Source organism: Candidatus Phycosocius bacilliformis (genome assembly GCF_003112735.1).
GTDB lineage: Bacteria > Pseudomonadota > Alphaproteobacteria > Caulobacterales > Aquidulcibacteraceae > Aquidulcibacter > Aquidulcibacter bacilliformis.
On the sequence record NZ_BFBR01000001.1, the window covers coordinates 94810 to 119258 of the forward strand.

General features: G+C 57.1%; 24 protein-coding genes. 10 read left to right on the forward strand and 14 right to left on the reverse strand.

The features are described 5' to 3' along the window. Positions 1–104: 104 nt before the first annotated feature. Entirely contained in the window at positions 105–1226 is a 1122-nt protein-coding gene (locus tag PbB2_RS00545) for a nitrilase-related carbon-nitrogen hydrolase (protein WP_108983346.1), read from the reverse strand. 78 nt (positions 1227–1304) lie between these two features. On the opposite strand from PbB2_RS00545, the gene PbB2_RS00550 reads away from it, so the two are divergent. Further along, positions 1305–1787: a DUF1203 domain-containing protein gene (locus tag PbB2_RS00550; protein ID WP_108983347.1), complete on the forward strand. Its 483-nt coding sequence runs from the start codon at positions 1305–1307 to the stop codon at positions 1785–1787. A gap of 112 nt (positions 1788–1899) precedes the next feature. Here PbB2_RS00550 and PbB2_RS00555 read toward each other — a convergent pair whose 3' ends face one another. From PbB2_RS00555 to PbB2_RS00570, 4 genes are all read right to left on the reverse strand, one after another. Continuing rightward, positions 1900–2664 carry an outer membrane protein gene (locus tag PbB2_RS00555; protein WP_192576088.1) on the reverse strand — a complete coding sequence of 255 codons (765 nt, stop codon included), beginning with the start codon at positions 2662–2664 and terminating at the stop codon, positions 1900–1902. A 254-nt stretch (positions 2665–2918) separates the two neighbouring features. Beyond that, positions 2919–3308: an MmcQ/YjbR family DNA-binding protein gene (locus tag PbB2_RS00560; protein ID WP_108983349.1), complete on the reverse strand. Its 390-nt coding sequence runs from the start codon at positions 3306–3308 to the stop codon at positions 2919–2921. After that, positions 3292–4206 carry a polysaccharide deacetylase family protein gene (locus PbB2_RS00565; protein WP_108983350.1) on the reverse strand — a complete coding sequence of 305 codons (915 nt, stop codon included), beginning with the start codon at positions 4204–4206 and terminating at the stop codon, positions 3292–3294. Before PbB2_RS00565 ends, PbB2_RS00560 begins: the two co-directional genes overlap by 17 nt. A 70-nt stretch (positions 4207–4276) precedes the next feature. Then, positions 4277–5215 carry a DUF3137 domain-containing protein gene (locus tag PbB2_RS00570; protein ID WP_108983351.1) on the reverse strand — a complete coding sequence of 313 codons (939 nt, stop codon included), beginning with the start codon at positions 5213–5215 and terminating at the stop codon, positions 4277–4279. Between the two features lie 155 nt (positions 5216–5370). Here PbB2_RS00570 and PbB2_RS00575 point away from each other — a divergent pair, with 155 nt between their 5' ends. Together PbB2_RS00575 and PbB2_RS00580 are read left to right on the forward strand one after the other, a co-directional pair. Beyond that, positions 5371–5934, forward strand: coding sequence for a LemA family protein (locus PbB2_RS00575; protein WP_305790423.1), 564 nt, complete (start codon positions 5371–5373; stop codon positions 5932–5934). A gap of 115 nt (positions 5935–6049) precedes the next feature. Beyond that, positions 6050–6463, forward strand: a complete 414-nt coding sequence (locus tag PbB2_RS00580; protein WP_238164833.1) for a hypothetical protein — start codon at positions 6050–6052, stop codon at positions 6461–6463. Between the two features lie 82 nt (positions 6464–6545). On the opposite strand, the gene PbB2_RS00585 is transcribed toward PbB2_RS00580, so the two are convergent. Next, entirely contained in the window at positions 6546–7190 is a 645-nt protein-coding gene (locus tag PbB2_RS00585; RefSeq protein WP_108983844.1) for an OmpW/AlkL family protein, read from the reverse strand. Positions 7191–7343: 153 nt separating this feature from the next. Next, the gene (locus tag PbB2_RS00590) at positions 7344–7805 is read right to left on the reverse strand and encodes a MarR family winged helix-turn-helix transcriptional regulator (RefSeq protein ID WP_192576089.1); all 462 of its coding nucleotides are present in this window, start codon (positions 7803–7805) and stop codon (positions 7344–7346) included. A gap of 95 nt (positions 7806–7900) precedes the next feature. Between PbB2_RS00590 and PbB2_RS00595 the strand changes: the two genes are divergently transcribed. Beyond that, on the forward strand, positions 7901–8569 hold the full coding sequence (locus tag PbB2_RS00595; RefSeq protein WP_108983846.1) for a glutathione S-transferase family protein: 669 nt from the start codon (positions 7901–7903) through the stop codon (positions 8567–8569). Here PbB2_RS00595 and PbB2_RS00600 read toward each other — a convergent pair. The 3 genes from PbB2_RS00600 to PbB2_RS00615 form a co-directional block, all read right to left on the reverse strand. Beyond that, on the reverse strand, positions 8566–9348 hold the full coding sequence (locus tag PbB2_RS00600) for a succinate dehydrogenase iron-sulfur subunit (protein WP_108983353.1): 783 nt from the start codon (positions 9346–9348) through the stop codon (positions 8566–8568). The two genes, PbB2_RS00595 and PbB2_RS00600, sit on opposite strands and share 4 nt — an antisense overlap. 152 nt (positions 9349–9500) lie before the next feature. Beyond that, positions 9501–10697, reverse strand: coding sequence for a type III PLP-dependent enzyme domain-containing protein (locus PbB2_RS00605; protein ID WP_108983354.1), 1197 nt, complete (start codon positions 10695–10697; stop codon positions 9501–9503). A gap of 350 nt (positions 10698–11047) precedes the next feature. Then, the gene (locus PbB2_RS00615) at positions 11048–11629 is read right to left on the reverse strand and encodes a response regulator (RefSeq protein ID WP_238164784.1); all 582 of its coding nucleotides are present in this window, start codon (positions 11627–11629) and stop codon (positions 11048–11050) included. Between the two features lie 254 nt (positions 11630–11883). On the opposite strand from PbB2_RS00615, the gene PbB2_RS00620 reads away from it, so the two are divergent. Further along, on the forward strand, positions 11884–12561 hold the full coding sequence (locus PbB2_RS00620; RefSeq protein ID WP_108983848.1) for an HAD-IA family hydrolase: 678 nt from the start codon (positions 11884–11886) through the stop codon (positions 12559–12561). Positions 12562–12635: 74 nt separating this feature from the next. Here PbB2_RS00620 and PbB2_RS00625 read toward each other — a convergent pair whose 3' ends face one another. After that, a complete protein-coding gene (locus tag PbB2_RS00625; protein WP_108983356.1) occupies positions 12636–13592 on the reverse strand; it encodes a radical SAM protein in 957 nt (318 codons plus the stop codon). A 216-nt stretch (positions 13593–13808) separates the two neighbouring features. On the opposite strand from PbB2_RS00625, the gene PbB2_RS00630 reads away from it, so the two are divergent. Both PbB2_RS00630 and PbB2_RS00635 read left to right on the forward strand, forming a co-directional pair. After that, complete coding sequence (locus PbB2_RS00630; protein WP_192576090.1) at positions 13809–14693, forward strand: helix-turn-helix transcriptional regulator; 885 nt, start codon at positions 13809–13811, stop codon at positions 14691–14693. Next, positions 14690–17365, forward strand: a complete 2676-nt coding sequence (locus tag PbB2_RS00635) for an alpha-amylase family glycosyl hydrolase (RefSeq protein ID WP_108983358.1) — start codon at positions 14690–14692, stop codon at positions 17363–17365. The genes PbB2_RS00630 and PbB2_RS00635 overlap by 4 nt, the downstream gene beginning before the upstream one ends. Here PbB2_RS00635 and PbB2_RS00640 read toward each other — a convergent pair. The 3 genes from PbB2_RS00640 to PbB2_RS00650 form a co-directional block, all read right to left on the reverse strand. Further along, the gene (locus PbB2_RS00640) at positions 17357–19021 is read right to left on the reverse strand and encodes a formate--tetrahydrofolate ligase (RefSeq protein ID WP_108983359.1); all 1665 of its coding nucleotides are present in this window, start codon (positions 19019–19021) and stop codon (positions 17357–17359) included. The two genes, PbB2_RS00635 and PbB2_RS00640, sit on opposite strands and share 9 nt — an antisense overlap. Before the next feature lie 101 nt (positions 19022–19122). Then, complete coding sequence (locus PbB2_RS00645; RefSeq protein ID WP_108983360.1) at positions 19123–19587, reverse strand: DUF3237 domain-containing protein; 465 nt, start codon at positions 19585–19587, stop codon at positions 19123–19125. Between the two features lie 62 nt (positions 19588–19649). Next, a complete protein-coding gene (locus PbB2_RS00650; protein WP_108983361.1) occupies positions 19650–20045 on the reverse strand; it encodes an MAPEG family protein in 396 nt (131 codons plus the stop codon). 205 nt (positions 20046–20250) lie between these two features. Here PbB2_RS00650 and PbB2_RS00655 point away from each other — a divergent pair, with 205 nt between their 5' ends. From PbB2_RS00655 to PbB2_RS00665, 3 genes are all read left to right on the forward strand, one after another. Further along, positions 20251–20469: a hypothetical protein gene (locus PbB2_RS00655; protein WP_108983362.1), complete on the forward strand. Its 219-nt coding sequence runs from the start codon at positions 20251–20253 to the stop codon at positions 20467–20469. 123 nt (positions 20470–20592) lie between these two features. Next, positions 20593–22797: a catalase/peroxidase HPI gene (gene katG / locus PbB2_RS00660; protein ID WP_108983363.1), complete on the forward strand. Its 2205-nt coding sequence runs from the start codon at positions 20593–20595 to the stop codon at positions 22795–22797. A gap of 145 nt (positions 22798–22942) precedes the next feature. Continuing rightward, entirely contained in the window at positions 22943–24433 is a 1491-nt protein-coding gene (locus tag PbB2_RS00665; RefSeq protein ID WP_108983364.1) for a flavin-containing monooxygenase, read from the forward strand. Positions 24434–24449: the final 16 nt, after the last annotated feature.

Below are 24449 nucleotides of genomic sequence, written 5' to 3' on the forward strand. Positions count from 1 at the left end.
CTTAAGATAGCTTGGGAAGCTGACGTTCTACCTCTGAACTACGCCCGCGCGCACTTTCTTCTTGACCATTTTACGCGCCGTGACAAGGCCCTGAACAGCCTTGTTCAGCGCAGGATTCCAGCATTGACCATGGCCTCGATCACCGCGCGTTGACGGGCCAGAACCTCAGCCCGCTCAATCATCTTGCCATCCGGGGTTTTGTTGGCCGGGGCCAATCGGGTGTCGGCATAGGTCTGTTTGAAGGCGGAGAGCGGCAGGCGAGACAGGGTGTTGGTCATGCCGGTCTTGCGACGGGTTTCGCGCAGGGCAGATATGTCGAGCACGGCATTGGCATTAAAGGTTTCCCCGGTGCCGGCCTCAGCCATAGTGCGGCCATACCAATCAAGCACGATTGACATGCCGTCAGTCGCATTGGCGGCGACGGGGGTTCCGTAAATGCCTGCTGAATTGGCACTGACGACATAGGCGATGTTTTCCACCGCACGGGCCATTTTAGAAATGTGTTTGGGGGTCAGGGCTGGGCTTCCCACCTCGCTGGTGGGGTGCAAAAGGATTTCAGCGCCTTTGAACACAACCATGCGCGCGATTTCAGGATAGAGAATTTCCTCAGACGCAATGGTGCCCAGACTGCCGATCTCGGTATGGGCGACCGGAAAGACAGCATCGGCCCCATAGGCATCCAAATACTTGTCCCACACATCATAAGGGCTCGGCGTGTACAGCGAGATCATGCGACGATAGCGCAGCACCACGTCCCCATTTGGCCCGTAAACCACATTGGCTTGAAAATAGAGGTCGGGGAAATGGGGATCGTTCTCATAATGATTGGAACACAGGAAGACCCCATGCTTGGCGGCCATAGCTGCGATGGCATCCGCCTCATGCCCGCTCATGTCGATGGCCGCCTTGGCTTGCCACTGCTCACGCGTTTCGCCCAAAGGAAAGCTTGTCAACCAATATTCGGGCAGCACAACCAGTTTGAGATCATAGCCATTAAAGCCTTTTAGAAAGCCCTTGGCAGCACCAATCTGGCTTGAGACTCGGCCCATGGTGGCAGCCATGCGGGCGCGGGCAGCTTCTTTTGTGGTATCCTGATTGACCGCATCGCAGCGGGTCTGCAGCGCCATAGCCGAATATCGGGAGGGCATGGTCTGGGCGTGGGCATCGGTCATGGCAAAGCTGGCTCCGGCGGCAATAGCGGACAAAAGAACATCGCGACGGTTCATGGCAAACGAGGTCCGAAAGCCGCGAGCCTGTCTGGCACCGGGCACGTTAGAACATCGCCATGTCTTGAGGATGTCATCATGGCTTTCATTATCCAAGGGCTAGACCCGTCCTTGTTTGGGTCGCTTTTTGATCAAAAGCAAGCCGCTCCTTCGCCAAATCGGGGGACGGTCTATCAGGTTGATGCGCAACCAGGTTTTCCATGCCGCATAAGCTTGGACGATGTACCCATCGGGGAAGAGGTGATGCTGGTTTCTTATCAACATCATACAGCTGACACTGCCTATGCTCAGTCCGGGCCAATTTTCATCTCGGCAAAGCCGGCTTTGCCAGGTCGCTATGTTGACGTTATTCCCCCAGCGCTTGCGCGGCGGACATTGTCGCTGCGCGCCTATGATGCTGGCGGCATGATGGTGGATGCAGCACTTGTGGAGGGGCAGGCCGCCAAGCCTGCCATCTTGGCCATGTTCGAGAATCCGCTGGTTGCTCGAATTGACGCGCACAATGCGACGCGCGGCTGCTTTGCGGCCCATATCCGGCGCTACAGCGCCACCTCGTCGTAAAGACGCATGCACGCGAGTGGGCGGGCACCGCAGTCATTGGCGTACCGTGGCGACAAAAAGGGGCGACCCGGGAGAGCCGCCCCTTTTGCAATCACGCGACCGTCAAAGGTCCTCAAAAGCTGGTCAAGACACCAAGACGGACTTCGCCGCCCTTATACTCAGTCCGGGCGACATAATCGATGCCATTGAGCGCGGCGATCCCGCGAACAGTTGAATTGCCCGCTGCGGTCACCCTGCTCTTGCCAAGATCAGTATAGAGATATTCGCCGCGCAGGGTGATCCGCTCACCAAGCTTGAACTCAGCACCCACACCTGCAGTCCAACCAGTCAATGTATCTTTCTTGGTCCCGGTCCACGCCACAGTCGGGGCTCCATTGGCAACCACCGACGCCTTGGTTTTCACCTCAGCAACAGCCAGACCGCCGGTGCCATAAATCAGGATTGTATCATTGACGACGGTACCCAATCTGCCCCGCAAAGAGCCGCGGACGCCATATTCCTTGCGTGCCGACGTGGTGATACCGGCAGGCGCCAGACCTGCAATGGGTGCACCAGAAAAAGACGCTTGCTTTTGGTCGCCGCCGCCGCTGACATCGCCTTCCACACCCCAGATTAATGCGCCGTCGGTGGTGAAGTTATAACCCGCCACCAGCCCGAATGTGGTTCCCTCCAGCTTTGGGCTTAGCTGAGTTGGTGCGATTGTGGGCGTTAGAGTCCGGAAGCCAGCGGTACCCACAGTCTGCACTTTGCGCTCGGGGTCGACTTGAGCACCCACAGTCACGCCGCCATACAGACCCGACCAGTCATCTGCCAGCGCCGAGCCTGCAGCCGCAGACAGGCTTATCGCCGCGACTGCGGCCATGAGAAATTTTTGCATGAAGATGCTCCGCATATCTTAAGGTTGATTGGTAAACACAATGACTTGGGCCACTCAGCCCATGATTGTTAGATTGTGCTGGCGTGGCCGCTTTCAAGCCCGAAAAAACTAATCCTCAGTTATAGAATTGATTACACATAAAATTCTTGCGGCCAACTCACACATAGGCAGGCTCACGCGACCGAAAGGGCCTAAGGCAGAGCATATTTCAAAGGATTCTGCCTGCCCAAAATCAAAGCTGAATATTAAAAGCCTTAATCCAAGGTCGTGCGAAGATCAGCTTGCGCTGCATCCCACTTCTTGAGGAACGTCTTCTTGGCCTGTTCACGCCAGACACGCTTTAGATTGGTAACAGCCCAGGCTGGATCGAGCTTGTCGGGCCGAACAAGGATCAACGGCCAGCTCTTATAATGGGGTGTGTAGAAGAAAGTATCTGGGTCGACCTCGATCAGAAACTCCCGCTCGTCAAAAGTGGTCTTGAAAACGGGGGCCTGTTCCTGCGGGCTCCACCAAACCCACATCTTGCCATGAGCCTTTAGGTTGGGCTGGCCCCATGAGACAGCGTCCTCCACATTGGGAAGGTCCAGCGATAGGGCAAGTGCGCGCAGGCTTTCCCATGTGAAAGCCTCATGCGGCGGCGACATCGGCAATCTCTTGGGCTGTTGCGCTCCAGACCTGATTGTGGCCAGCAAGACTCGCTAAAATTCGGCGCACTGCCCACATGCGAAACGGTAGGCCACTCACATATGGCGTCAGGGTGAAAGACAGGACCTGACTGCCATAACGGGGTCCTTCCTCAACCAAGAGATCGCGCGCCGCGAGGATTTGGTCGGCCCATTCAGTTTCACTCTGACGTTGATCGATCAGAATCTTGCGATCGTCCAATTCATTGGCCACGGGCACACACGTCAAAGCCCCAGCCTTTGTCGTCATGGCCCATGGAACACTGTCGCTTTCCCAGTCCAAGCAAATGTCAAACCCGGCTGCGCGGATGAGATCTGGCGTTACCTGACTTTGTTGGCGGGCGGGCGATAACCAACTGCGCGGGGAAAGCCCTGCCTGGGCAAATGCAGCTCGGGTACGCGCAACATAATCCGCTTCTGTTGCCTGATCGAGGCCGCCCCAATGGATCGAATCGGTATCCCAACCATGCGCGGCAATCTCGTGCCCATCTGCCAAAATGGCCTCAATCAGCGGTCGCTTCCGGTCCAGCAAGACGGCGTTGACCGCAAAAACAGCCTTCAGCCCGGCATGCTTTAAAGCCTTCAACAGGCGGAACACCCCGACCCGATTGCCATAATCGCGGCTCGTGTAATGCCGCAGGTCCGGATAGGGCGTCACCATAGCACCTGGATGCTTGAACGGCTTTCCCGACGGGTTGAGCATAAAGAACTCAAGGGGGATGACGATCAGCGCCGCTACTGTCTTGCCCTGCGGCCACGAAATTGGCTGTCGCTGATCGGCCTGCCGCCAAACATAACGGTCAATGTCCTGGCCGTAGCCGCGCTTGGGATAGGTCAGATAGTCATCCGGCAAACTCATGCATCCAGTCTAACCCCGGACAGCGTGCAGTTTCAAGTTAAGGATTTGTGGTCGCAGCGCCTTATCAAAATCACCGCGGCCGTTCGTTCAAAGTCTGGGTGAGGTCGATCAGGCTGCCCAATTGATCGATGGTGGCAGCAAAGCGCGCGTCATCGCCAGAGGCTTCGATGCCACCGCTCTCGAACATGTCACTGGTTTCAATGACCACAATCACCCGGCCCTGTGTGAAAGCCATGCGCAGGTTCCGTCCGAAAAAGGCGGCTTGCATGGCCATTAGACGCTCGCAGAAAGCTGGATGGAGCAAATAGCGCGCCTCAACCTGATCTGTGGAAACAATCTCAAACTCACGTTCAAAATCAGGGTGGACCATGCGGACAGGCTCGAGCTTGAGGCCGGTCATCCGCGTCGCGAAGTTAAAGATCCCGTTGAAAATGCCTTGATCGGGCCGAACCAATGTGGTGGACGAGAAGGGGCGCGCAAAATCATAACCCATGACCACGCCGCGAAAGACCGTCACCAGTCTGCGATGCTTACCTTGCTGCTGATACTCCTGCAGATGAGCTTCGTGCAGTACGCCTTGGACGTTGCCGAAACGGCCGGACCAGAAGTCGGCAAAATCGGCTTCATCAGGATTGGCCGGCAACAAGCCCAATCGGGTAGCTTCGTGGAAGTCCTCACTCGGCGGTCCCTTAGGGCTAAAGCTGAGGCCCAGCGCGGCACCCAATTCTTCATTGGCCCGAACCTTGATCTTGTCGACCATTTTCTGGATCGGCTGGTGGGCCCACATCCAGGCGAAGGCTGCCACGCACGCACCGGCAAAAAAGCCAAACTCGCGATTTTCGGGCAGGAAGATCATCACCCCAATTGCCACTGCAGCGGCCACGCCCATGCCGACGGACAGGCGCGTTAGATTTTCCCGCTGAGCATTTGCGCGCGCATCGGCCTGCTCTTCCAACCAGGCGCGCAAGCCCCCTGCCATGATTTGATCAAACAATTCCTGATGCTTCACACACACATCCTTTATGTTCCCGCATGCGCCACGATGCGCTCTATTTAACGATTTAGTCGGTTAACTCTGCCATAACGGCATGGAAATGAGGTGCTAAGACCCTGTCCGTGATGGGTGAAGTCTCTGTTGCACGTGTTCTGAGAGGAATGTCGAAAATGGAAATGGTGCTGTGGGTCGGTATTCCGGTCGTCCTGATTTTCTTGATTGCTGGTCTCTACAATGGTTTGGTTGCATCTCGGCAGCGTTGCCTTCAAGGATGGGCAGACATTGATGCCGCCCTGCGCCAGCGTCATGATTTGGTTCCCAATCTGGTGGAGACAGTCAAAAGCTATGCTGCCCACGAGTCTGGCACCCTCAGCGCGGTCATCGCCGCCCGTGCGGGAGCCTTGGACGCAAGCGCCCCTGATCAGCTCGAAAAGGCTGAAAAGGTTCTGGCTGGCGCTCTGGGTAATCTGATGGCTGTGGCGGAGAATTATCCCGATCTTAAAGCCAGCGCCAATTTCCAGACCTTGCAGGCTGAATTGGCTGACATTGAGGATAAACTTGCCGCATCACGTCGCGCCTATAATGCCGCGGTATCCCAATATAACACCGCGATCCAGTCTTTCCCAAGCAATGTTGTCGCTGGTGTATTCAACTTTAGCGAGCAGACCTATTTTGAACTCGATCGCCTCGAACGCGCCAGCGTGAGTGCGGTTCCCAAAGTCAATTTCAGTTGATCCCCGCCTATAAAGAACAGGTAAATAACCAGCCCGTAATCTGATCAGATTTGGAAGAATGAACCTTAAACTTTGTTTGCTACGGGTCATTCTTTCTTTCAACGGAGAAGATTCCATGTGGCCTCGTAATCAATCAGTTGGCGCCGGCGGTGGGCGTAGCACGGCACCGGGCGGCGGACTGTATACAGGCCCCGGCGGCGGACGATCCAAAGAGCCGGGGGGCGGTCTGTATGATGGTCCGGGCGGCGGGCTCTATCGAGGACCCGGCGGCGGCCTGTCGAATGGAAAGGGTGGCGGCTTAAGCACTGCACCGGGTGGTGGTCTTTATACCGGCCCTGGTGGCGGCCTCTATGAAGGTCCCGGCGGCGGGCTGTATCGCGGCATTGGCGGGGGCGCTTACGCTGGCCCTGAAGCGCCGATTTACATGAGCAATATCCCCCCATGGGATGTGTTCTTGCAGATCCTGTGCGAGGATTATCCCCAGTATGCGCATTTGGCCTATCGCATCGAAAACGCGATAAGGCTGTAGACCTTCCTGCATGCACCCAAAGAAAAAGGGCATTACCGACCGCGGTGATGCCCTTTTTCCGTTTTGGGAAGACTTGGGACAGTTAGAATTTGTAGCCAATCCCCACCGACGCCACCCAGGGGTCTAGCGTGACTTTGGACTTCAACGCCCCAAAATTAATATTGGCATCGGTCTCAAAGGCGATATGCTTGAGGTCGACATTCACCGACCAAGGCCCCGTGGTGGCAACATCAGCCCCCAGTTGCACGGCATAGCCAAAATCATCCTTCAGATCGACATTAAAGCCGTTCTTGCCATCTTCGGAGGCAAACCAGATATAGGTCAGACCAGCACCGATATAGGGCGAGATGCGCGCGTCAGAATTGAAATGATATTTGGCTGTCAAAGTGGGTGGTACGTGCCATAGCTCTGCCACCTCGACATTCGTCGACCCGCCCACAGCCTTGACCTTGTGATTGCCTGATCCGGCGATCAACTCGAAGGAGACTTTGGGGTTGAGATAATATTCCAGCCCAATGGTTGGAACAAAGGAATCATTGACCTTCACATTCAGGCCCGTCGCAGCCCCAGCGGCAGTCAGGATCGAGCCGCTTTCGTCTGGGACAATCCCGGTCAGGCGGACATCCAGCTTAATGGTTCCAGCGTCAGGCTTCTTGAAGTCCTGCGCAGTGGCGGTGGTGCCTACCAGCGCGGCTGCGGCGATCGCCGTGATCAAAAGTTTCTTCATATGCGTCCCCTCATGGTGGTCAGTCTCAAACAATTTCTGAGAACGCTGATCCTTTTGGGGCGGCGGCGGGTGTGTTTCCAGTTGACGATTTGCCGCGCGACGGGGTGACGCATGCGTCATTTTTATTATGCTCTCAGGAGTGAAGGCATATGCTTACGGACGCGGACGGACCAGAAGCGCTAATGCATCGGCCAGTTGGTCAGCCTCACCCTGATTGAGGTGAACAGTGATATGTGTGTGGATTGCGTTGGCATAAACGGGCCACATGGTCTGACGCAGGAGGCGACCCGCATCAGTCAAACGGATCATTTGTCCGCGCCCATCGCCTGGGCAGCGACAGCGGGCGACGTGACCAGCAGCCTCAAGCCGATCGAGCAGACGGGAAAGATTATATTGCGCCAACAGCATGGCGCGTTCGAGTTCAAACGGGCGTAACCCCTCCTCGCCAGCTTGTTCCAATTCCCACAGGGCGTCATACCAGATCAGCGGCGGCAATCCGGCGGCTTTCAGATCGGCTTCGACAGCTGCCATGGTTTGTTGGCCGGCTTGCACAAGGCGCTTCCACACCCGAACCCCGGCATTGGCGTCAGCTTGTGCAGCTTGTTTGATCGTCATGCCTTAACTTGTGCACGATTAATGCAATTGCATCAAGATTGACAGTCAAAGCTGGCGCAGTTAGATTAATGCAATTGCATCTATCGGAGACAGCTATGTCAACACCTCCCCTCAAATTAATCAGCCACCCATTGTGCCCTTATGTTCAAAGGGCTGTTATTGCGCTTATCGAAAAAAATGTGCCGTTTGAGCGAATTGACATCGACCTTGCCCAAAAGCCTGACTGGTTTTTGGCCATCTCGCCGCTCGGAAAGACGCCGGTTCTGCTCGTGGGGGACCGGGCTGTCTTTGAAAGTGCTGTCATTCTTGAATATTTGGAAGAGACACAGCCCAACCCACTCCACCCGGTTGACGCCCTCACGCGGGCTGAACATCGCGCGTGGATCGAGTTCGGATCAGCTATATTGGCAGATATTGCCGGCCTGTATAATGCCGCAGATGAGGCAGGCTTGGCGGCCAAGCTTGACAGCCTGACCGCTAAATTTTCCCAGCTCGAGAAAGTTCTTGCCGAAGGACCTTTTTTCGCAGGCACGCAATTCAGCTTGGTTGATGCGGTCTTTGGCCCGATCTTTCGCTATTTTGATACATTTGATGAGCTAACTGGCATTGGGGTCTTTGATCAGACACCCAAGGTTCGAGCTTGGCGCGAAGCCTTAAGGCACCGTTCCTCCATCAAACAAGCGGTCAGCTCAGACTATGGCACCCGCTTGCGTGCGTTTCTGGCGGCCCGGCCATCGGCCTTGGCCGCCCGCCTCCGCGCCTAGATAGCGCGCTCAACCATCATGGTCTTGATCTCGCCAATGGCTTTGGCGGGATTGAGGCCCTTGGGGCAGACTTGGGCGCAATTCATGATGGTATGGCACCGATAGAGCCGGAAGGGGTCTTCCAGATTATCCAAACGCTTGCCCTTTTCCTCATCCCGGCTGTCGATCAGCCAGCGATAGGCTTGCAAGAGAACAGCCGGGCCTAAATAGCGGTCGCCATTCCACCAGTAAGATGGGCAAGACGTTGAGCAACAGGCGCAGAGAATGCACTCATAAAGTCCATCCATCTTGGCACGATCTTCTGGGCTCTGCTTCCACTCCTTTTCAGGGGCAGGCGTCGTGGTCTGCATGAAGGGCTCAATCGAGGCATATTGGGCATAGAAACTGGTAAGGTCGGGCACCAAGTCCTTGATCACAGGCATATGCGGCAGCGGGCTAACAGCAATTGTGTCGCCAGGGATTTCATCATGGCCCCTGGTACAGGCCAATGTGTTGCGCCCGCCGATATTCATCGCACACGACCCGCACACGCCTTCACGGCACGAGCGGCGGAACGTCAAGGTCGCATCCATCGTGCTCTTGATGTGGATCAGCGCGTCAAGCACCATTGGCCCGCATTGGTCGACCGCCACATCATAGGTATCCCAGCGCGGGTTCTGCCCGGTTTCAGGATCGTAGCGATAGATTTTGAAGGTCCGGACTTTTTTCGCATCCTTCGGGGCAGGATAATGCTTGCCCTTGGTCACACGGGAGTTGGCTGGAAGCGTCAATTGGACCATGCGACGGGTTTCCTCATTCCGATAACAACGGCTTTGACATAGTCCAAGTCTATTGCTTCGGCAAAGGGTTAGCGCCCATGGCTTACAGTGGGCCTACCTACCCCAGCCCGGCACGGCCAACCCACCGATTCAACGGGCTGGCCGAGGGTGCATCAGGCCTGAGCCAAGCAGGCGGGACCGGCGTCCTGATCAAGGTTCTTTGGGAACATGGAGGCATGGGGTGCATCCTCGGCCACCACGTCGATCCGCTCACCATAACCGTTGAACTGGGTTGCCATTGCCACGCCATAGGCCCCCAGCATGCCAATCTCGATCCAGTCGCCTTCGTCGATGTCAGACGGCAGCACAAACGGGCCCTTAGCGGCGTCCAGCGAGTCGCACGTCGGACCATAGAAGCGGAAATCAGCCAATTTGGCCGATCCTGTGCGGTCAGGACGGATCAAGGCCACCGGATATTGCCAATGAACATGGGTGGCGTCGAACAAATTCCCATAGGCCCCGTCATTGATGTAAAGGGCATCGCCCTTCCGCAAATCGACTTTGACCACGATGGAGGTCGCCTCAGCCACCAGAGCTCGGCCAGGTTCTGCCCACAGACGGCAATTCATCGTCACCGGCATGGCATCGAACACGCGGTGGATTTCATCGAGGAAATGCTGCATTGGCGGAGGAGTCATCCCCGGATAGATCGAGGGGAAGCCGCCGCCAACATCGACGACATCCACTGTCACACCGGCCTGCACGATCAGGCGGGAGGCTTGCTGAAGGGCGGCCCGCCACGCATTTGGGTTCATGCATTGGCTGCCCACATGGAAGCTGACACCCAAATCTTCTTGTGTGGCCGCACGGGCACGGCGCAGCAGGGTGACAGCCTCATCGCCCGCAACACCGAACTTGGCTTCCAGTTTGAGATTCGCATCGGCATTGGACACACCCAGCCGCACGATTAATGTGAGGTCATCTGCACCTTGGGTCTCATCGAGAATCTTTTGCAATTCTTCAAGACTATCGAGCGCAAAGGTCCGACAGCCATAATCGAAATAGGCCTGCCGGATGGCCGCACGGCTCTTGACCGGATGCATGAACGCCAAAGTCGCTGTTGGAAAAAGGCCGCGCACCAAAGCACATTCTGCCACCGAGGCCACGTCGAAATGGCGCACACCTTCTTGCCACAAGGCTTCAAGCACCCAGCGGGACGGATTGGCCTTCACGGCATAGAGAATATCGCCCTCGAATTCATCGAGGAACCAGCGCGCAGCCGCACGCACACGATGAGGACGGTTGACAGCCAGTGGCACGTCCGGACGCAGCTTCACGACAGCGTCGTGCGCAGAGTTGAAGTGATCCATGCGGACCCCCCTATGATCAATACCCAGGCCGGCGTTAGTCGGACATGCTAGGCCATGATCGGAAGCCCGATCACAACCCGGATGTAAGTCAGGTCCGCCCTTGGAAGCTTACGCCGGAAGCGGGGATGGAAGCCGCTGCCGTGTGGCCTGGGCCCGAGGGGGCGTTAGTGGACTGGATGCTGTTTCCAGGTCCGCCGGAAGCAGCGCGTATAAGGCTATTTTTCCGCCACGCAATAGGTTTTTTCACCCCATGACAGAACGGGGCTTTGACCGGACCCAGTGCAAGAAGGTCGAGCCAAGGTGCGCGGGGACTTCACAGACTGAAAATGCCCATCAAATCGGGGGCAATTCTAGATTTTTGTCATTTTATCTTTGCGCCGTTCGGCCCCGCCATAATTGGGATCCGGGCGACGGCGACGGTCAGGACCAAAGTAATTCTTGCTCTTCACAAAGCTTCTGGGCTTGTTCACGATCAAGGTCAGCCGTTCCATTAGGCTTTTGGCCGTCACCGGCTTGACCAGAAACTCATTCACCCCAGCATCGCGGGCGGCGTTCACGCGCGACCGCTCGGAATGGCCTGTGATCATGATGATAGGCAGGAAGGGGTTCGGGCTGTCTTCGCTGGTGCGCACCATTTTGGTGAACTCCACCCCGTCGATCAACGGCATTGCCAAATCAACCAGCAACAAATCAATGCTTGTTGAGCGCAGATACTCGAAGGCTTCAACCGGTTCAGAGGCTTCCTTAATATCGGTGACGCCCGCAGCCCGCAGCAATTCCTTTAGAATCCCCCGCATGTGCTGGTTGTCGTCGACGATCAGGATCGTAATCGGGATTGACGTCGAGGCGGCCAAAACACGGGTTCTCCAAACTCGCGCCACTGATAACTCAAGAAACTTGAAGCGCAAGGGTAGCGCATCAGAACTACTCAACAGTAAATGACAGTCAAGTAGATACAGACAATCCTATGATTGAAAAAAGACGTGGACCGGGCACACATATTCGCCAGATATAAAGACGATCGAAAACTTTCTCACGACCTGTGTCCAGCGGAGAATCAGAAAGTGTGTCACGCATCCAGGCAAAGGTTGCGCCATCCAGCGCCTTGAACCCTGGCACCAACCAGCCTTATGACATCTGCACCCAACCAAACACGGTTGAAACAAGGTCAGGATGGGTCAACGATATGACGGGCAAGCAAGCGCAGACGTGGCAGGCCGTAATTTGGGACTTTGGCGGGGTGCTGACATCGTCGCCCTTTGAAGCTTTCGCACGCTTCGAACGCGACAGCGATCTACCGGTCGACTTCATTCGCCGTGTGAATAGCGTTCAGCCCGACACCAATGCTTGGGCCAAATTTGAACGTGCCGAGATTGACGCGTCCCAATTCGACAAATTGTTTCGGGCTGAGAGTGCCGCCCTTGGCCATGAGGTCTCCGGCAAAGCGGTGCTGTCATTGCTATCGGGAGATTTGCGCCCCAGAGCCATTGCGGCGCTAAAGTCATTGAAGGGCCAGTATAAACTTGGTTGCATTACCAACAATGTGCCAACAGGCCATGGGGCCGGCATGGCAGGTAGCGTTGAGAAAGCGGAGGCTGTAAGCCAAGTTCTGCGGGTATTTGATCATGTGATCGAAAGCTCAAAGCTTGGCATTCGCAAGCCAGACCCGCGCATCTACGCCCTCATGTGCGAGACGTTAGCGGTTGATCCTGCTGCCTGCATCTATCTGGATGATCTGGGAATCAACCTCAAGCCGGCCAAAGCGATGGGTATGGCCACGATAAAGGTTATTTCAGAGGGACAATTGCTGCAGGATCTGGGGGCGTTACTTGGACAGGAATTGCTCGGCCGCAATGCGAATTAAGTCCCAGGCAGACCTTTAGGATATCCGACCCTGCACGGTTGATACCTGAGGCATGACGGCCGCAAGCCCGACTTTCAAGCCGAACACGATCCACCACCCAATACGCAGAATTTTGCACAATGGGGATGGTTGAGGCGAACCTGTTGGCGACTACCGGCCAAGGTTTGGCCCATTTCAAAATCGGGTTCATAGGGCAAGAGGGTGCACGGCAAGACAACCGGCGCGTCCGCGCCTTTGCGTTTGACCACCATACGAGAGCTGGCACACATCAAGCCAGTGGGGTCCACACCCAAAATGCCCCAGCAGGCGGGTGTGATTTCGGGCACATCAACCCGAGCGTCCATTTCTGGAAACAAGACCAATGAAAGCGGGGCGTTGGGCTCAATCGGCCAATTATGCTGCGCAATCAGCCCTGCAAACCCCGCGCGGCTCTCAGCGTCGGTTTCTCCCCACAAGGTTCGGCCGGCAATCGCGAGCTTCGCGCCTTGCCGCGCGAGCCAGTCCATACCGCGACAGGTCTCGGCAAAGGACCCTGGTCCGCGTTCTTCATCATGGCGCGCCTCTTGCCAATGGTCGATGCTGACCCGAAACGTGAGGCGGTTGCCATAAAGCCCAATCAGTCGCTTTAAGTCTGCTTGCAGACGTGGCCGCATCATCGGCCGCATTGCATTTGTCAGAACCAGCACCTCGTGACCGTCGGCCAAAGCCATCTCGATCAAGGCAGTAATGTCTGGATTCATGAAAGGCTCACCCCCGGTAAAGCCGATCTCGATCGGGTCCGGCTGCAGGTGCTTCAAGTCGGTCAGAAAGGGGGCCACGTCTGCTGGTGTCAGATAGACAAGCCGATCATTGGTTGGCGAACTTTCAATATAACAATTGACGCAGGTGATATTGCACAATGTCCCGGTATTGAACCACAAGGTTTTGAACCGATCGAAGTCCACAAAAGCTCGGTCCTCGCCCTTCGCCGTCCGCACAGGATCTTTAAACTTTAAGGGTGAAAGCGGCGGAGCTGTCAGGGTATCAGTCATCACAAGTCCAGCATGGGATATTGAGGAACAGCCTATGCCACATATGGGCAGGACCGTCCAATCTGCATTGAGATGAAGGCCTTAGACGGGTTACGAGGGAACAATGACGTCCGTTACACTGGCTGCGCGATTATGGGCGCAGCCGCTTCAAGGCTTCACAACCTCGTCACGGCTGCCTGCCTTGCCCATGTGTTCATTTCACGCCATGGTGGAGACATGCCTTTGCATCACCTCTGCGAACCCGTTGAACTGGCCCCCGGCATCAGCGTGTGGGCAGAACGGGTTGTGCATGGGCCCAAGTCCACACGTCTCGACCGTTTTCCTCATTATCATGGGGTCGGTGAACTGGTGGTGTTCGATGAGGCCGCAGGATCATTCTGGCTCGACGGGGAAGAGGCCAGATTGGACCCACCCTGCTTGGTCTATGTCCCACCGATGTGCCACCATGATTATAATTTGGAACCGGGTCAAAAATCATGGACCCTGATCCAAATCGACCCGGCCATCATCGCTGATCTGGCCCACACCCTGCCCGAAATCGACCTGACGCACCCATTCGTTGGCGCACCAGACCGCATGCAGATGGAGCATATACGCAGTTTATGCAGTTTGTTGCTGCAGATTAGCCAAGCCACACCTCAGGCCAGTATTGTCATCAAAACGATTGAGCTGATCTTATGGCTGGCGGCTGCAACGCGGTCGACCTCCCCAACCTCTAAGGCCGGTCCAAAGCGCATCGCTTTGCCAGTTGATCGATTTCGCCCGGCTTTGGAAGCACTGCAGGCCGATCCGGCGCACGATTGGTCTCTGGAGGATTTGGCCTCGCGCTGCCACATGTCAGCACCCTATTTTTCGCGCCGTTTCAGCGAGATCATGGGCATGAATCTGACTGCCTACATCCGGGTTTATCGGCTACAATTGGCGGCGCGACGGCTGGTCCAGGGCCGAGAAGCCATCGGCCTGATTGCCCATGATGCAGGCTTTTCAAGCCCCGCCCATTTTGCTTTTCAATTCAAGCAGCGTTTCGGTCTGACCCCGCGTGCTTATCGTCAAGCCGGTCAAACGCGAAGCCCGAACCCAGCCTTAAGGACACGTGCATGAAAGCAGCTTCATGGATGGCAAGCATCAGCCTGCAGGCTTTGTTTCTCACCGGATTGGTGCTCGCCCCAACCTACAGCTGGGCGGAAGCCAAAGACCAGATTGCCCAAACCGGCGACCGTCAGGCCGTGGGCCCGTTGCACGTCCCCTCACCAGACTGGCGTGACCAGATCATTTATTTTGTCATGACTGACCGGTTCGACGACGGCGACACGTCCAATAATGATCAGGGCTTTGGCGAATATGACCCGACCCAGCGTGGACGGTTTTCAGGTGGCGACCTTAAAGGCGTGCAAAAGCGGCTTGATTACATCCAAGGCCTCGGGGCCACTGCCGTATGGGTGACCCCGCCGGTTGAGAACCAATGGCTTGACCCAGCAACCGGCTATGGTGGCTATCATGGCTATTGGGCCAGCAATCTAAAGAAGGTTGACCGGCATTTGGGCGACCTCAAGGATTATCAAAGCCTGTCACGCGCCCTACATGGCCGCGGCATGTATCTGGTGCAGGATATCGTGCTCAATCACATGGGCAATTTCTTCAATTACAGCACCGACTTTGACCCCGCAGACCCGGTGAAAAGCTATCGTCCTTTCACCAATTCAGTGCCAATGCAGGCACCGACCCAATATCCGTTCTCGCTGAATGATCCCCGCCGGGCCGAGGATCGTGCCGCAGGTATTTATCATTGGACGCCTGACATCCAGGATCTGTCGGTCCGCCAGCAAGAACTGAATTATCAACTCAGCGGCTTGGATGATCTGAACACCGAGAATGCGCGTGTGCGACGGGCTTTGCGCGAGTCCTATGCCCATTGGATCAAGGCCGCCGGTGTGGACGCTTTCCGGGTAGACACGATTTTCTATGTGCCGCCGGAGCTGATGACAGACTTCCTCTATAGCAAGGACAAACAGGCTCCGGGCATTACCCATGTTGCCGCCCGCACCGGGCGGGACAATTTCCATGTCTTCGGCGAAGGCTTTGGCATGGACAAACGCTTTGATGACCGGGTGGCGCGCCGGATCAATGAATATCTTCAAGGTCCCAATGGGGAGGTGCGCACCCCCGGCATGATCAATTTCCCGCTTTATGGCACAGCGCTCGACGTCTTTGCCCGAGGTCGCCCGCCCGCAGAGCTGGCTTGGCGGATCGACACGATGATGGCGCTGCACCCCCGCCCCCATCTCATGCCGACCTTCCTCGATAATCATGACGTGGACCGCTTCTTGAGCGGGGGAACCGAAACCGGCCTGCGACAGGGCTTACTCATGTTGATGACCCTGCCCGGCATTCCCGTGATTTATTATGGCACCGAACAAGGCTTTACTGCCCAACGTGCGGCCATGTTCGCACAGGGCTGGGGCTCTGGCGGCCGCGATCATTTCGACACCAACAGCCCGCTTTATCGCTATATCGCCGGACTGACCCATTTGCGGCGTAGCAACACAGTCCTGTCACGCGGGACACCCAAAATTCTGGCCGGGGAGGCAGCCGGGGCCGGTACTTTGGCCTATATGATGCAAGATGGGCTGGAGCGTTTCCTGATTGCCATCAATACAGCCGATCATGAGGTCTTGGCCGATAATCTCGACATTGGGGCAGCGCCCGGCACTGTGCTGCAAGGCCTGTGGGCGATGACCGGTCAAGCCCCGCTTCTGGTGGTCGGTGAAAATCAGCGTTTGACGACCCGCCTGCCCGCGCACAGCGGCTTTGTCTGGCGTGTAACCAAAGCCCCGCCCCTTCCGGTTAAGCCCGGGGCCATCGCCGTGACGCTTGCCCCATTATCGCGTGAGCCCATTACCACCCCAAGCCTGATTGTCCGGGGGCAGGCAGCTCCGTCTGCCCGGCTAAAAATCGTGCTGGACGGCAATCTGGCCGCAGCGGTCGCGGTCACGGCCGATGCGGAAGGCCGCTGGGATGCAGCACTCTCAACCGCGGCGATGACCGACGAGACCATCACCCACCGCCTGACGGCCTATGACGAAGCGCGCGGTCAGGCCTCGCCTGCCGAGACCTTCAAAGTTCGACCAAACTGGCGCTTGGCCACGCAAGTCAGCGATCCAGCCGGTGATGACACCGGCCCACCAGGGGCGGCCTATCACTATCCGACCGACCCGAGTTTTGCCGCCCCCACCATGGATTTGCGCGGGCTTCGGGCCCTGACGGCAGGAGGGGCCTTGAAGCTTGAGATCGACATGGGCGCGATCAGTCAGGTGTGGAGTCCACAAAATGGGTTCGACCACCTCGCGCTGACCGGCTATATCCAAGTGCCGGACCAGACAAAGGCCGGGGCGCGTGTCATGCCGTTACAACGCGGCGTGCTGCCCGATGACATGAGCTGGCATTATCGCTTCCGCATTCATGGTTGGAGCAATGCGCTCTTCAGTCATGATGGCGCAAGCCCGACCAATGAGGGGGCCAAATCAGGCCCCGCGCCATCAATCCAAGTCGATAAGGAGGCCAAGCGCATCACATTGACCTTCCCAGCGGCGGCTTTTGGCAATCTTGATACGCTCGATGGTGCCAAGCTCTATCTGACGACGTGGGACTATGATGCAGCCTATCGCAGCTTGGAACCCGCGGCAGGCGCCTATATTTTTGGCGGGGCCACGTCGGCCAGCGACCCCAAAATCATGGATGCAATCGGCCCAATTGTGATTGGGGGCTCAAAATAGGCCTTTGATCTGTCCGTCGGCAGTGACCCCAATGGCCTCGGCAGCAGGAATGCGGGGCAGACCCGGCATGGTCATGATGTCACCGCACAGGGCCACCACAAAGCCTGCCCCCGCACATAGTCTGACATCGCGCACCTGCACCACATGGCCTTGGGCAGCACCCAGGCGGGCTGGATCGGTGGAAAAGCTATATTGGGTCTTGGCCATGCAGACGGGTAGGTCGCCAAAGCCTGCCCCTTGCCAGCGGGCCAGCTTGGTCAAGGCGATTTTGTCGAACGCCACCTCACCGGCCCGGTAGATGGTGCGTGCCACAGTCTCAATCTTGTCTTTGAGGGGCAGTCCGTCGGCATAAAGCGGCGTGAATGGCCCGCCAGACTGGCCCACCAGTGCCACCACAGCCTCTGCCAATTCTTGGGTGCCTGCCCCGCCGTCTGCCCAGTGGCGACAGAGAATGGCGCGGGTGCCATGGGCCGCGACAAAGGCGTCAACTTCGGCAATTTCCTCAGCGCGGTCTTGGCTGAAATGATTGATGGCAACCACCACCGGCACCCCAAAGCCAGCCAAATTCTCCAGATGTTGGCCCAGATTGGTGCAGCCGCGCCGGAGGGCGTCAAGATCGGCCTTCGCCAAATCGGCCTTTGCCAGACCGCCATTCATCTTGAGCGAACGAATGGTTGCCACCAGCACAACGGCTTTTGGCGACAGGCCGGCTTTACGGCACTTGATGTTGAAGAATTTCTCCGCACCCAGGTCGGCCCCGAAGCCTGCCTCGGTAACCACATAATCGGCGTGCGCCAAGGCCGTTTGGGTGGCGATCACGCTGTTGCAGCCATGGGCAATATTGGCAAAGGGCCCGCCATGAATCAAAGCGGGCGTACCTTCCAGAGTCTGGACCAGATTGGGTTCAAACGCCTCCTTCAAAAGCGCCGTCATCGCGCCATCGGCCTGCAGGTCAGCACAGGTCACCGGGCTGTGGTCCTTGCGGTACGCCACGATGATGGCCCCAAGCCTTGTTTGCAGATCAGCCAGATCACGCGCCAGACAAAAAATGGCCATGACCTCGGAGGCGACCGTGATATCAAAACCTGATTCCAGCGCCTGTCCATGGCCACCAAGCCCCGTCACAATCTGGCGCAAGGCGCGGTCATTCATGTCCATCACCCGGCGCCACACCACTTTGCGCGGATCAATGCCAAGACTGTTGCCCCAGTAGAGATGGTTGTCCACCATTGCCGCTAACAGATTATGCGCCGCCGTGATGGCGTGGAAGTCACCGGTGAAATGTAGATTGATGTCATCCATCGGAATGACTTGGGCATGCCCACCCCCTGTGGCCCCGCCCTTCTGCCCAAAGCAAGGGCCGAGGGAGGGCTCTCGCAAGCAAATGGCCGTTTTCTTGCCCAAGCGCGCCAGTCCGTCACCCAAGCCGATGGTTGTGGTGGTCTTGCCTTCCCCAGCGGGTGTGGGGCTCATGGCGGTGACCAGAATCAGAGCCCCTGTGTGGCCTGTGCTGACCTGATGCAGGCGGGCGGTGTCAATCTTGGCCTTTGCCCGCCCATAGGCCATGACAGCACCAGCCGGAATTCCGATGCGGGCGGCAACGTCTGACAGGGGTTGAGGCCGGGCCGCCTGGGCAATGGCAAGATCATCCAACATCAAAACTCCCCCACGCAAGCCTCGTGGCAGGCTCGCTACGGGGTTTTAAGCTGTGTTGTAAAGCCAGATTGGGACAAGCTGGCTGCGCCATGGTCAAGCGACTATAGGATTTCGAAAATCTGATAGACCACACCACCGGGCGCTTGCTCGCCCACACCGACGCCAATCATGTCGTTCAGCCAGTCATAGGCAGCAGCCCCGGTTTCAAACCGTGTGATGGTGCGCAGATTAAAGGCCTCCGGGGCAATGACCTCACCGCGCTTAAAGCGTGTCATGTCGGCCGGATTTGTGCGCAAGGCCCCTTGATAGGTCAGATAGATCAGCGCGTGATCGTGGGTCTTGAGTGTCACGCGCACATCCACCAGCATGCGATCCTCGCCGCGATAAAGCGCCCAGTCTGCCCCGCCAGGAAGGACGTGACCTGTCAGACGCGGCCCTTCAAACTGACCACCTGTGATCGGTGCAACCAAGCGGGTGCCCGCCGATGTGGTGCCGATCCGAGCCATCTGGGCAAAATCGACTTCAAGACGCAAACGTGTCAAAAACTGGCTGTTGAGATGTGTCATACAATGCCCCAAGGCGTGCGCCAAAGCCACGACGTCGCGGCTTTGGCTGAAATGGGGCGTGATCAGCCCAGAAGCAAGCTGACCACAATCATGCCGAGGCCGATGGTTGACCCGATCCAAACCAGTGAGCGGATGTTCTTCACACCATAGGCATAAAGCGGCACATAAATGACCCGGCCGATGAGATAAATCTGGGCTCCCAGAATTGTGATGGTGTTTTCTTTTCCTGCTGCCACAGCAATCAGAACCGCGGCGATAAACAATGGCAGGGTCTCGTAGAGATTATCCTGCGCCCGGCGCAGCCGTTCGGCCATAGGTGACAGTGGCGGCATCGCCTCATCGCGCGCACCCATATTCCACTTCAAGCCATATTGGCCAGTGCGGGCAATATCAAACAGCAAGATCTGAACAAAGGCCAGAACAAGTGTCCATGCTAGAATGGTCAAAAGCGGTGTCATTTTTGGTTTTTCCTCCCCTGTCGCCCGAAGAATCCCAGGCGGCGCGACGGATTGGACGGCAAGGCTGCATCGGGGTCAAGTCAGTGCACGCACCGCGCGATCATCCCCAGCCTGTCCACATGACCCGTCACTTCACGACGAAATCGGACGTTTTAGCCTGCGAGGCGATCTTGATTTCGAACAAAACAGGAACATACTAGAGAACATGGTTGCCCGTTCCTATCATGGCCTGACGGCCCCCGACGAAGAATTTGAACGTCTGCGCGCGTATCGAGATCATTTGCTGCGTATGGCGCAAGCCTATCGACCCGGTGGGGCTGAGTATATGGCGTTGTCGCGCGCCGTGATGGCGCTGGATGAGGCCGCGGGTGTGGTGATGAACCGGCCCGGCTTTTATCAAAGCCCTTTGCACCGAACCGTTTAACCCCGGCAACAAGCGATGACATAGATAAATCTTATTGAAATGTGTTTTATAATTGATTGGACCAATGTTACACCCCATCCTAAGCTCCTCTCCAGTGTTCACAGCCAGTGAGAGGAAGAGAGTATGGAAACCCAAGGCAAATGCCCAGTGATGCATGGCGGCGGCCAACCCGCCCGCACCGGGATGCAAAGCAATCGCGACTGGTGGCCCAATCAGATCAATCTGAAAATCCTCCACCAACATACCGCCTTGTCGAGCCCGATGGGGCAGGACTTTTCCTATGCCACCGCCTTTGCGACCTTGGATCTTGAGGCGCTCAAGGCGGATCTGATGGCATTGATGACACAGTCACAAGACTGGTGGCCGGCCGATTATGGCCATTACGGCCCCTTCTTCATCCGCATGGCTTGGCACAGTGCTGGCACTTACCGCACCGGTGATGGTCGCGGTGGTGCCGGGGCTGGAACCTTGCGGTTCGCCCCGCTCAACAGCTGGCCCGATAATGGCAATCTTGATAAGGCGCGCCGTCTGCTGTGGCCAATCAAACAGAAATATGGCAGCGCGATTTCCTGGGCCGATCTGATGATCTTGGCGGGCAATTGCGCTCTTGAATCCATGGGCTTCAAGACATTTGGTTTTGCCGGTGGCCGTGCTGATGTGTGGGAGCCGGAAGAAGATATCTATTGGGGCAAGGAAACGGGCTGGCTTGAGGACAAGCGCTATCAGGGCGACCGCGACCTCGAACATCCTCTCGCCGCTGTCCAGATGGGGCTGATCTATGTCAACCCAGAAGGCCCCAATGGCGTGCCAGACCCACTGGCCTCAGCGCATGACATCCGTGAGACTTTCGGTCGGATGGCCATGAATGATGAAGAGACTGTTGCCCTGATCGCGGGGGGTCACACCTTCGGCAAAGCCCATGGCGCAGCTGATCCCAGTAAGCATGTCGGCCCCGAACCTGAGGGTGCCGCGCTGGAACTGCAAGGCTTTGGCTGGGCCAATAGCTTTGGCAGTGGCCGGGGTGCTGACACCATCACCAGCGGTCTGGAAGGGGCTTGGACCACCAATCCAATCCGCTGGGACAATAATTATTTCGACAATCTGTTCGGCTATGACTGGGTCCAAACCAAGAGCCCGGCCGGGGCAACCCAATTTGTCCCTGCCCAGGCAGATGCGGCAGGAACGGTGCCCGATGCCCATATCCCCGGCAAGCGCCATGCCCCGGTGATGTTCACCACCGATCTGGCCCTGCGCTTTGACCCCATTTATGGCCCGATCTCAAAGCGTTTCCACGAAAACCCCGACCAGTTTGCCGATGCCTTTGCACGGGCTTGGTACAAATTGACCCACCGCGACATGGGTCCGCGCGCTTTGCATCTGGGCCCCTGGGTTCCAAGCGAAGAATTGATCTGGCAAGACCCAATCCCTGCCCGCGATCATGCTTTGGTCGATGATGTCGACGTGGCAGAATTGAAGGCTGAGATCGGCGCGTCGGGATTGAGCATTGCTGACCTTGTGTCAACAGCTTGGGCGTCGGCATCGACCTTCCGGGGCTCGGACAAGCGCGGTGGGGCTAACGGAGCCCGACTTGCACTGGCCCCGCAAAAGGACTGGGAGGTCAACCAGCCGAACCGACTGGCAAAAATCCTCGACCACTTGAAGATGATCCAGACCCGCTTCAATGCCAAAGCCGGGGCTGGCAAGAAAATCTCGCTCGCCGACCTCATTGTCTTGGCTGGCTCGGTCGGGGTTGAAGAAGCCGCAGCCAAAGCAGGCCATCAGATCACCGTGCCATTTACGCCGGGACGGATGGATGCCACCCAGGAGCAGACAGACATTGCCTCCTTTGCCGTGATGGAACCAGTGGCCGATGGCTTCCGAAACTATGTAAAGCCGGGTCTGTCGATCAAAGCCGAAGAATTGCTGGTGGATCGGGCCCAATTGCTGACGCTGACGGCCCCCGAGATGACTGTGCTTGTCGCAGGACTGCGGGTGCTGGGTGCCAATACCAATGGCTTGGGACATGGTGTCTTTACGGATCGGCCGGAGGTCTTGACCAATGACTTCTTCACCCATTTGCTCGACATGAGTGTGGTGTGGTCGCCGCGCGCCGACAATCCAGACCTGTTCGACGGGCGCGACCGCAAAACGGGGCATTTGCGCTGGACAGCCACACGGGTCGACCTGGTTTTCGGCTCCAACTCGCAATTGCGCGCGTTGGCTGAGGTCTATGCCAGCAGCGATGGCTCCCACCGCTTTATCGACGCCTTTGTGGCGGCTTGGACAAAGGTCATGAACCTCGACCGTTTTGATCTGGCCCACGCCTGATCAAATCCCATCTTGACCCTGCGGCCCGCCCTGCCTTTGGCTGTGGCGGGCCGTTTGCCATGCAAGTAGGCCCGCATAGCTGCTTGTGTGCGTCACAGATTTGGTTGATCGTAGCCCCAAGCAATAAAAACTGGGAGCGACGCGTATGGACCATTCAACCCCGATCGTCATCATTGGTGCAGGTCTTGGAGGGCTGGCCGCCGCCATACAATTAAAACAGGCCGGCTATCATAACCTGCGCATCCTCGAAAAGGATGGCAAAGTGGGGGGAACCTGGGCGCAAAATACCTATCCCGGTTGTTCGTGCGACGTGCCGGTTGTGCTTTATCAATATAGTTTTGCCCCGGCGATCCATTGGACCAATACCTATCCAAGCTCTGCAGAACTACAGGCCTATTGCGAACAATTGGTGGCCCAATTCGACTTGGGACCACTTCTGTCGCTGGCAACCGAGGCCATATCCGCCATCTGGCAGGCTGACTCACACGCATGGACCATCACGACCAAACAGGGTGAGACCTTACAGGCCGGGGCTATTATTTCCGCATTGGGCCAGCTCAATCGCCCCGCCATCCCGGCATTGCCCGGCCAGGACATCTTCGCCGGGGCCAGCATGCATTCAGCGGCCTGGGACCACACCGTCGATCTTGCCGGCAAGAAAGTCGGCGTGATTGGTTCAGCCGCCAGTGCGGTCCAGCTCATTCCTGAAGTTGCTCAGGTGGCAGGCAAGCTTGTAGTGTTTCAGCGATCAGCCAATTACATCGGCCCACGCGGCGACCGTGAAATCCCGGCCAGCGAAGTCGCTTTATTGATGAGCAATCCCGCTGCAGCCATGGATATTGGCGCACGCAACCGCGCTTTGGTCTTTGATACCGCCGACACTTTCTTCTGGCAGGCCTTTAGTTGGACACCCGAAGGCCGGGCAGCCTATGGCGAGGTTGCGCGCCGCCATCTGGAAAGCCAAATCGCCGACCCAGACTTGCGCGCGAAATTGACACCGGATTATCCAGTCGGCTGCAAGCGCTTTTTGTTCACCGACACGTATTATCCCGCGCTGACCTTGCCCCATGTCACGCTTGAAACAGCCCGCATCGAACAGCTGACCGCCAACGGCATCACAGTGACCGGAGGGGTCCACCATGATCTTGATGTCATCATTTATGCCACAGGGTTTGAAACCACGGGCTGGCACTGGAGCCTTGATGTTGTCGGCGATCATGGCCAACGTCTGGCCGATCAATGGGCCGATGGGCCCGAGGCCTATCTGGGAATCACCACAGCCCATTTTCCAAACTTCTTCATGCTCTATGGGCCTCATACCAATCTGGGCCACAATTCCATTACCTATATGATGGAGCGTCAGATCGACTATATCAAAGCCGTGCTCGACGGGATGGCCGCGCGGCAGGTCGATGTGGCCACCGTGACAGAAGATGCCCAAGCCCGCTTCCTGCTCGGCCTACAAGATCGGCTGTCCGCGACCGTCTGGGCAGATCCGGCGTGTAATTCCTGGTATAAGAATGATCAGGGTAAAATCACCCAGAATTGGGGTGGTAATTGTCGCGACTATGCCGATGCCGTCAGAGATGTTGTGTGGTCCGATTACACACTCGAACAAGGCAATAAATCGGCATGATTGCTGCAACAATGAG

What these genes read in the sequence shown, in the direction of transcription:
- PbB2_RS00555 (WP_192576088.1), bottom strand. Translation starts at nt 2,664, where the DNA reads ATGCAAAAATTTCTCATGGCCGCAGTCGCGGCGATAAGCCTGTCTGCG.
- PbB2_RS00575 (WP_305790423.1), top strand. Translation starts at nt 5,371, where the DNA reads ATGGAAATGGTGCTGTGGGTCGGTATTCCGGTCGTCCTGATTTTCTTG.
- PbB2_RS00560 (WP_108983349.1), bottom strand. Translation starts at nt 3,308, where the DNA reads ATGTCGCCGCCGCATGAGGCTTTCACATGGGAAAGCCTGCGCGCACTT.
- PbB2_RS00585 (WP_108983844.1), bottom strand. Translation starts at nt 7,190, where the DNA reads ATGAAGAAACTTTTGATCACGGCGATCGCCGCAGCCGCGCTGGTAGGC.
- PbB2_RS00655 (WP_108983362.1), top strand. Translation starts at nt 20,251, where the DNA reads ATGGTTGCCCGTTCCTATCATGGCCTGACGGCCCCCGACGAAGAATTT.
- PbB2_RS00605 (WP_108983354.1), bottom strand. Translation starts at nt 10,697, where the DNA reads ATGGATCACTTCAACTCTGCGCACGACGCTGTCGTGAAGCTGCGTCCG.
- PbB2_RS00565 (WP_108983350.1), bottom strand. Translation starts at nt 4,206, where the DNA reads ATGAGTTTGCCGGATGACTATCTGACCTATCCCAAGCGCGGCTACGGC.
- PbB2_RS00580 (WP_238164833.1), top strand. Translation starts at nt 6,050, where the DNA reads ATGTGGCCTCGTAATCAATCAGTTGGCGCCGGCGGTGGGCGTAGCACG.
- katG (WP_108983363.1), top strand. Translation starts at nt 20,593, where the DNA reads ATGGAAACCCAAGGCAAATGCCCAGTGATGCATGGCGGCGGCCAACCC.
- PbB2_RS00635 (WP_108983358.1), top strand. Translation starts at nt 14,690, where the DNA reads ATGAAAGCAGCTTCATGGATGGCAAGCATCAGCCTGCAGGCTTTGTTT.
- PbB2_RS00630 (WP_192576090.1), top strand. Translation starts at nt 13,809, where the DNA reads ATGCCTTTGCATCACCTCTGCGAACCCGTTGAACTGGCCCCCGGCATC.
- PbB2_RS00650 (WP_108983361.1), bottom strand. Translation starts at nt 20,045, where the DNA reads ATGACACCGCTTTTGACCATTCTAGCATGGACACTTGTTCTGGCCTTT.
- PbB2_RS00550 (WP_108983347.1), top strand. Translation starts at nt 1,305, where the DNA reads ATGGCTTTCATTATCCAAGGGCTAGACCCGTCCTTGTTTGGGTCGCTT.
- PbB2_RS00640 (WP_108983359.1), bottom strand. Translation starts at nt 19,021, where the DNA reads ATGTTGGATGATCTTGCCATTGCCCAGGCGGCCCGGCCTCAACCCCTG.
- PbB2_RS00620 (WP_108983848.1), top strand. Translation starts at nt 11,884, where the DNA reads ATGACGGGCAAGCAAGCGCAGACGTGGCAGGCCGTAATTTGGGACTTT.
- PbB2_RS00590 (WP_192576089.1), bottom strand. Translation starts at nt 7,805, where the DNA reads ATGACGATCAAACAAGCTGCACAAGCTGACGCCAATGCCGGGGTTCGG.
- PbB2_RS00645 (WP_108983360.1), bottom strand. Translation starts at nt 19,587, where the DNA reads ATGACACATCTCAACAGCCAGTTTTTGACACGTTTGCGTCTTGAAGTC.
- PbB2_RS00600 (WP_108983353.1), bottom strand. Translation starts at nt 9,348, where the DNA reads ATGGTCCAATTGACGCTTCCAGCCAACTCCCGTGTGACCAAGGGCAAG.
- PbB2_RS00625 (WP_108983356.1), bottom strand. Translation starts at nt 13,592, where the DNA reads ATGACTGATACCCTGACAGCTCCGCCGCTTTCACCCTTAAAGTTTAAA.
- PbB2_RS00665 (WP_108983364.1), top strand. Translation starts at nt 22,943, where the DNA reads ATGGACCATTCAACCCCGATCGTCATCATTGGTGCAGGTCTTGGAGGG.
- PbB2_RS00545 (WP_108983346.1), bottom strand. Translation starts at nt 1,226, where the DNA reads ATGAACCGTCGCGATGTTCTTTTGTCCGCTATTGCCGCCGGAGCCAGC.
- PbB2_RS00595 (WP_108983846.1), top strand. Translation starts at nt 7,901, where the DNA reads ATGTCAACACCTCCCCTCAAATTAATCAGCCACCCATTGTGCCCTTAT.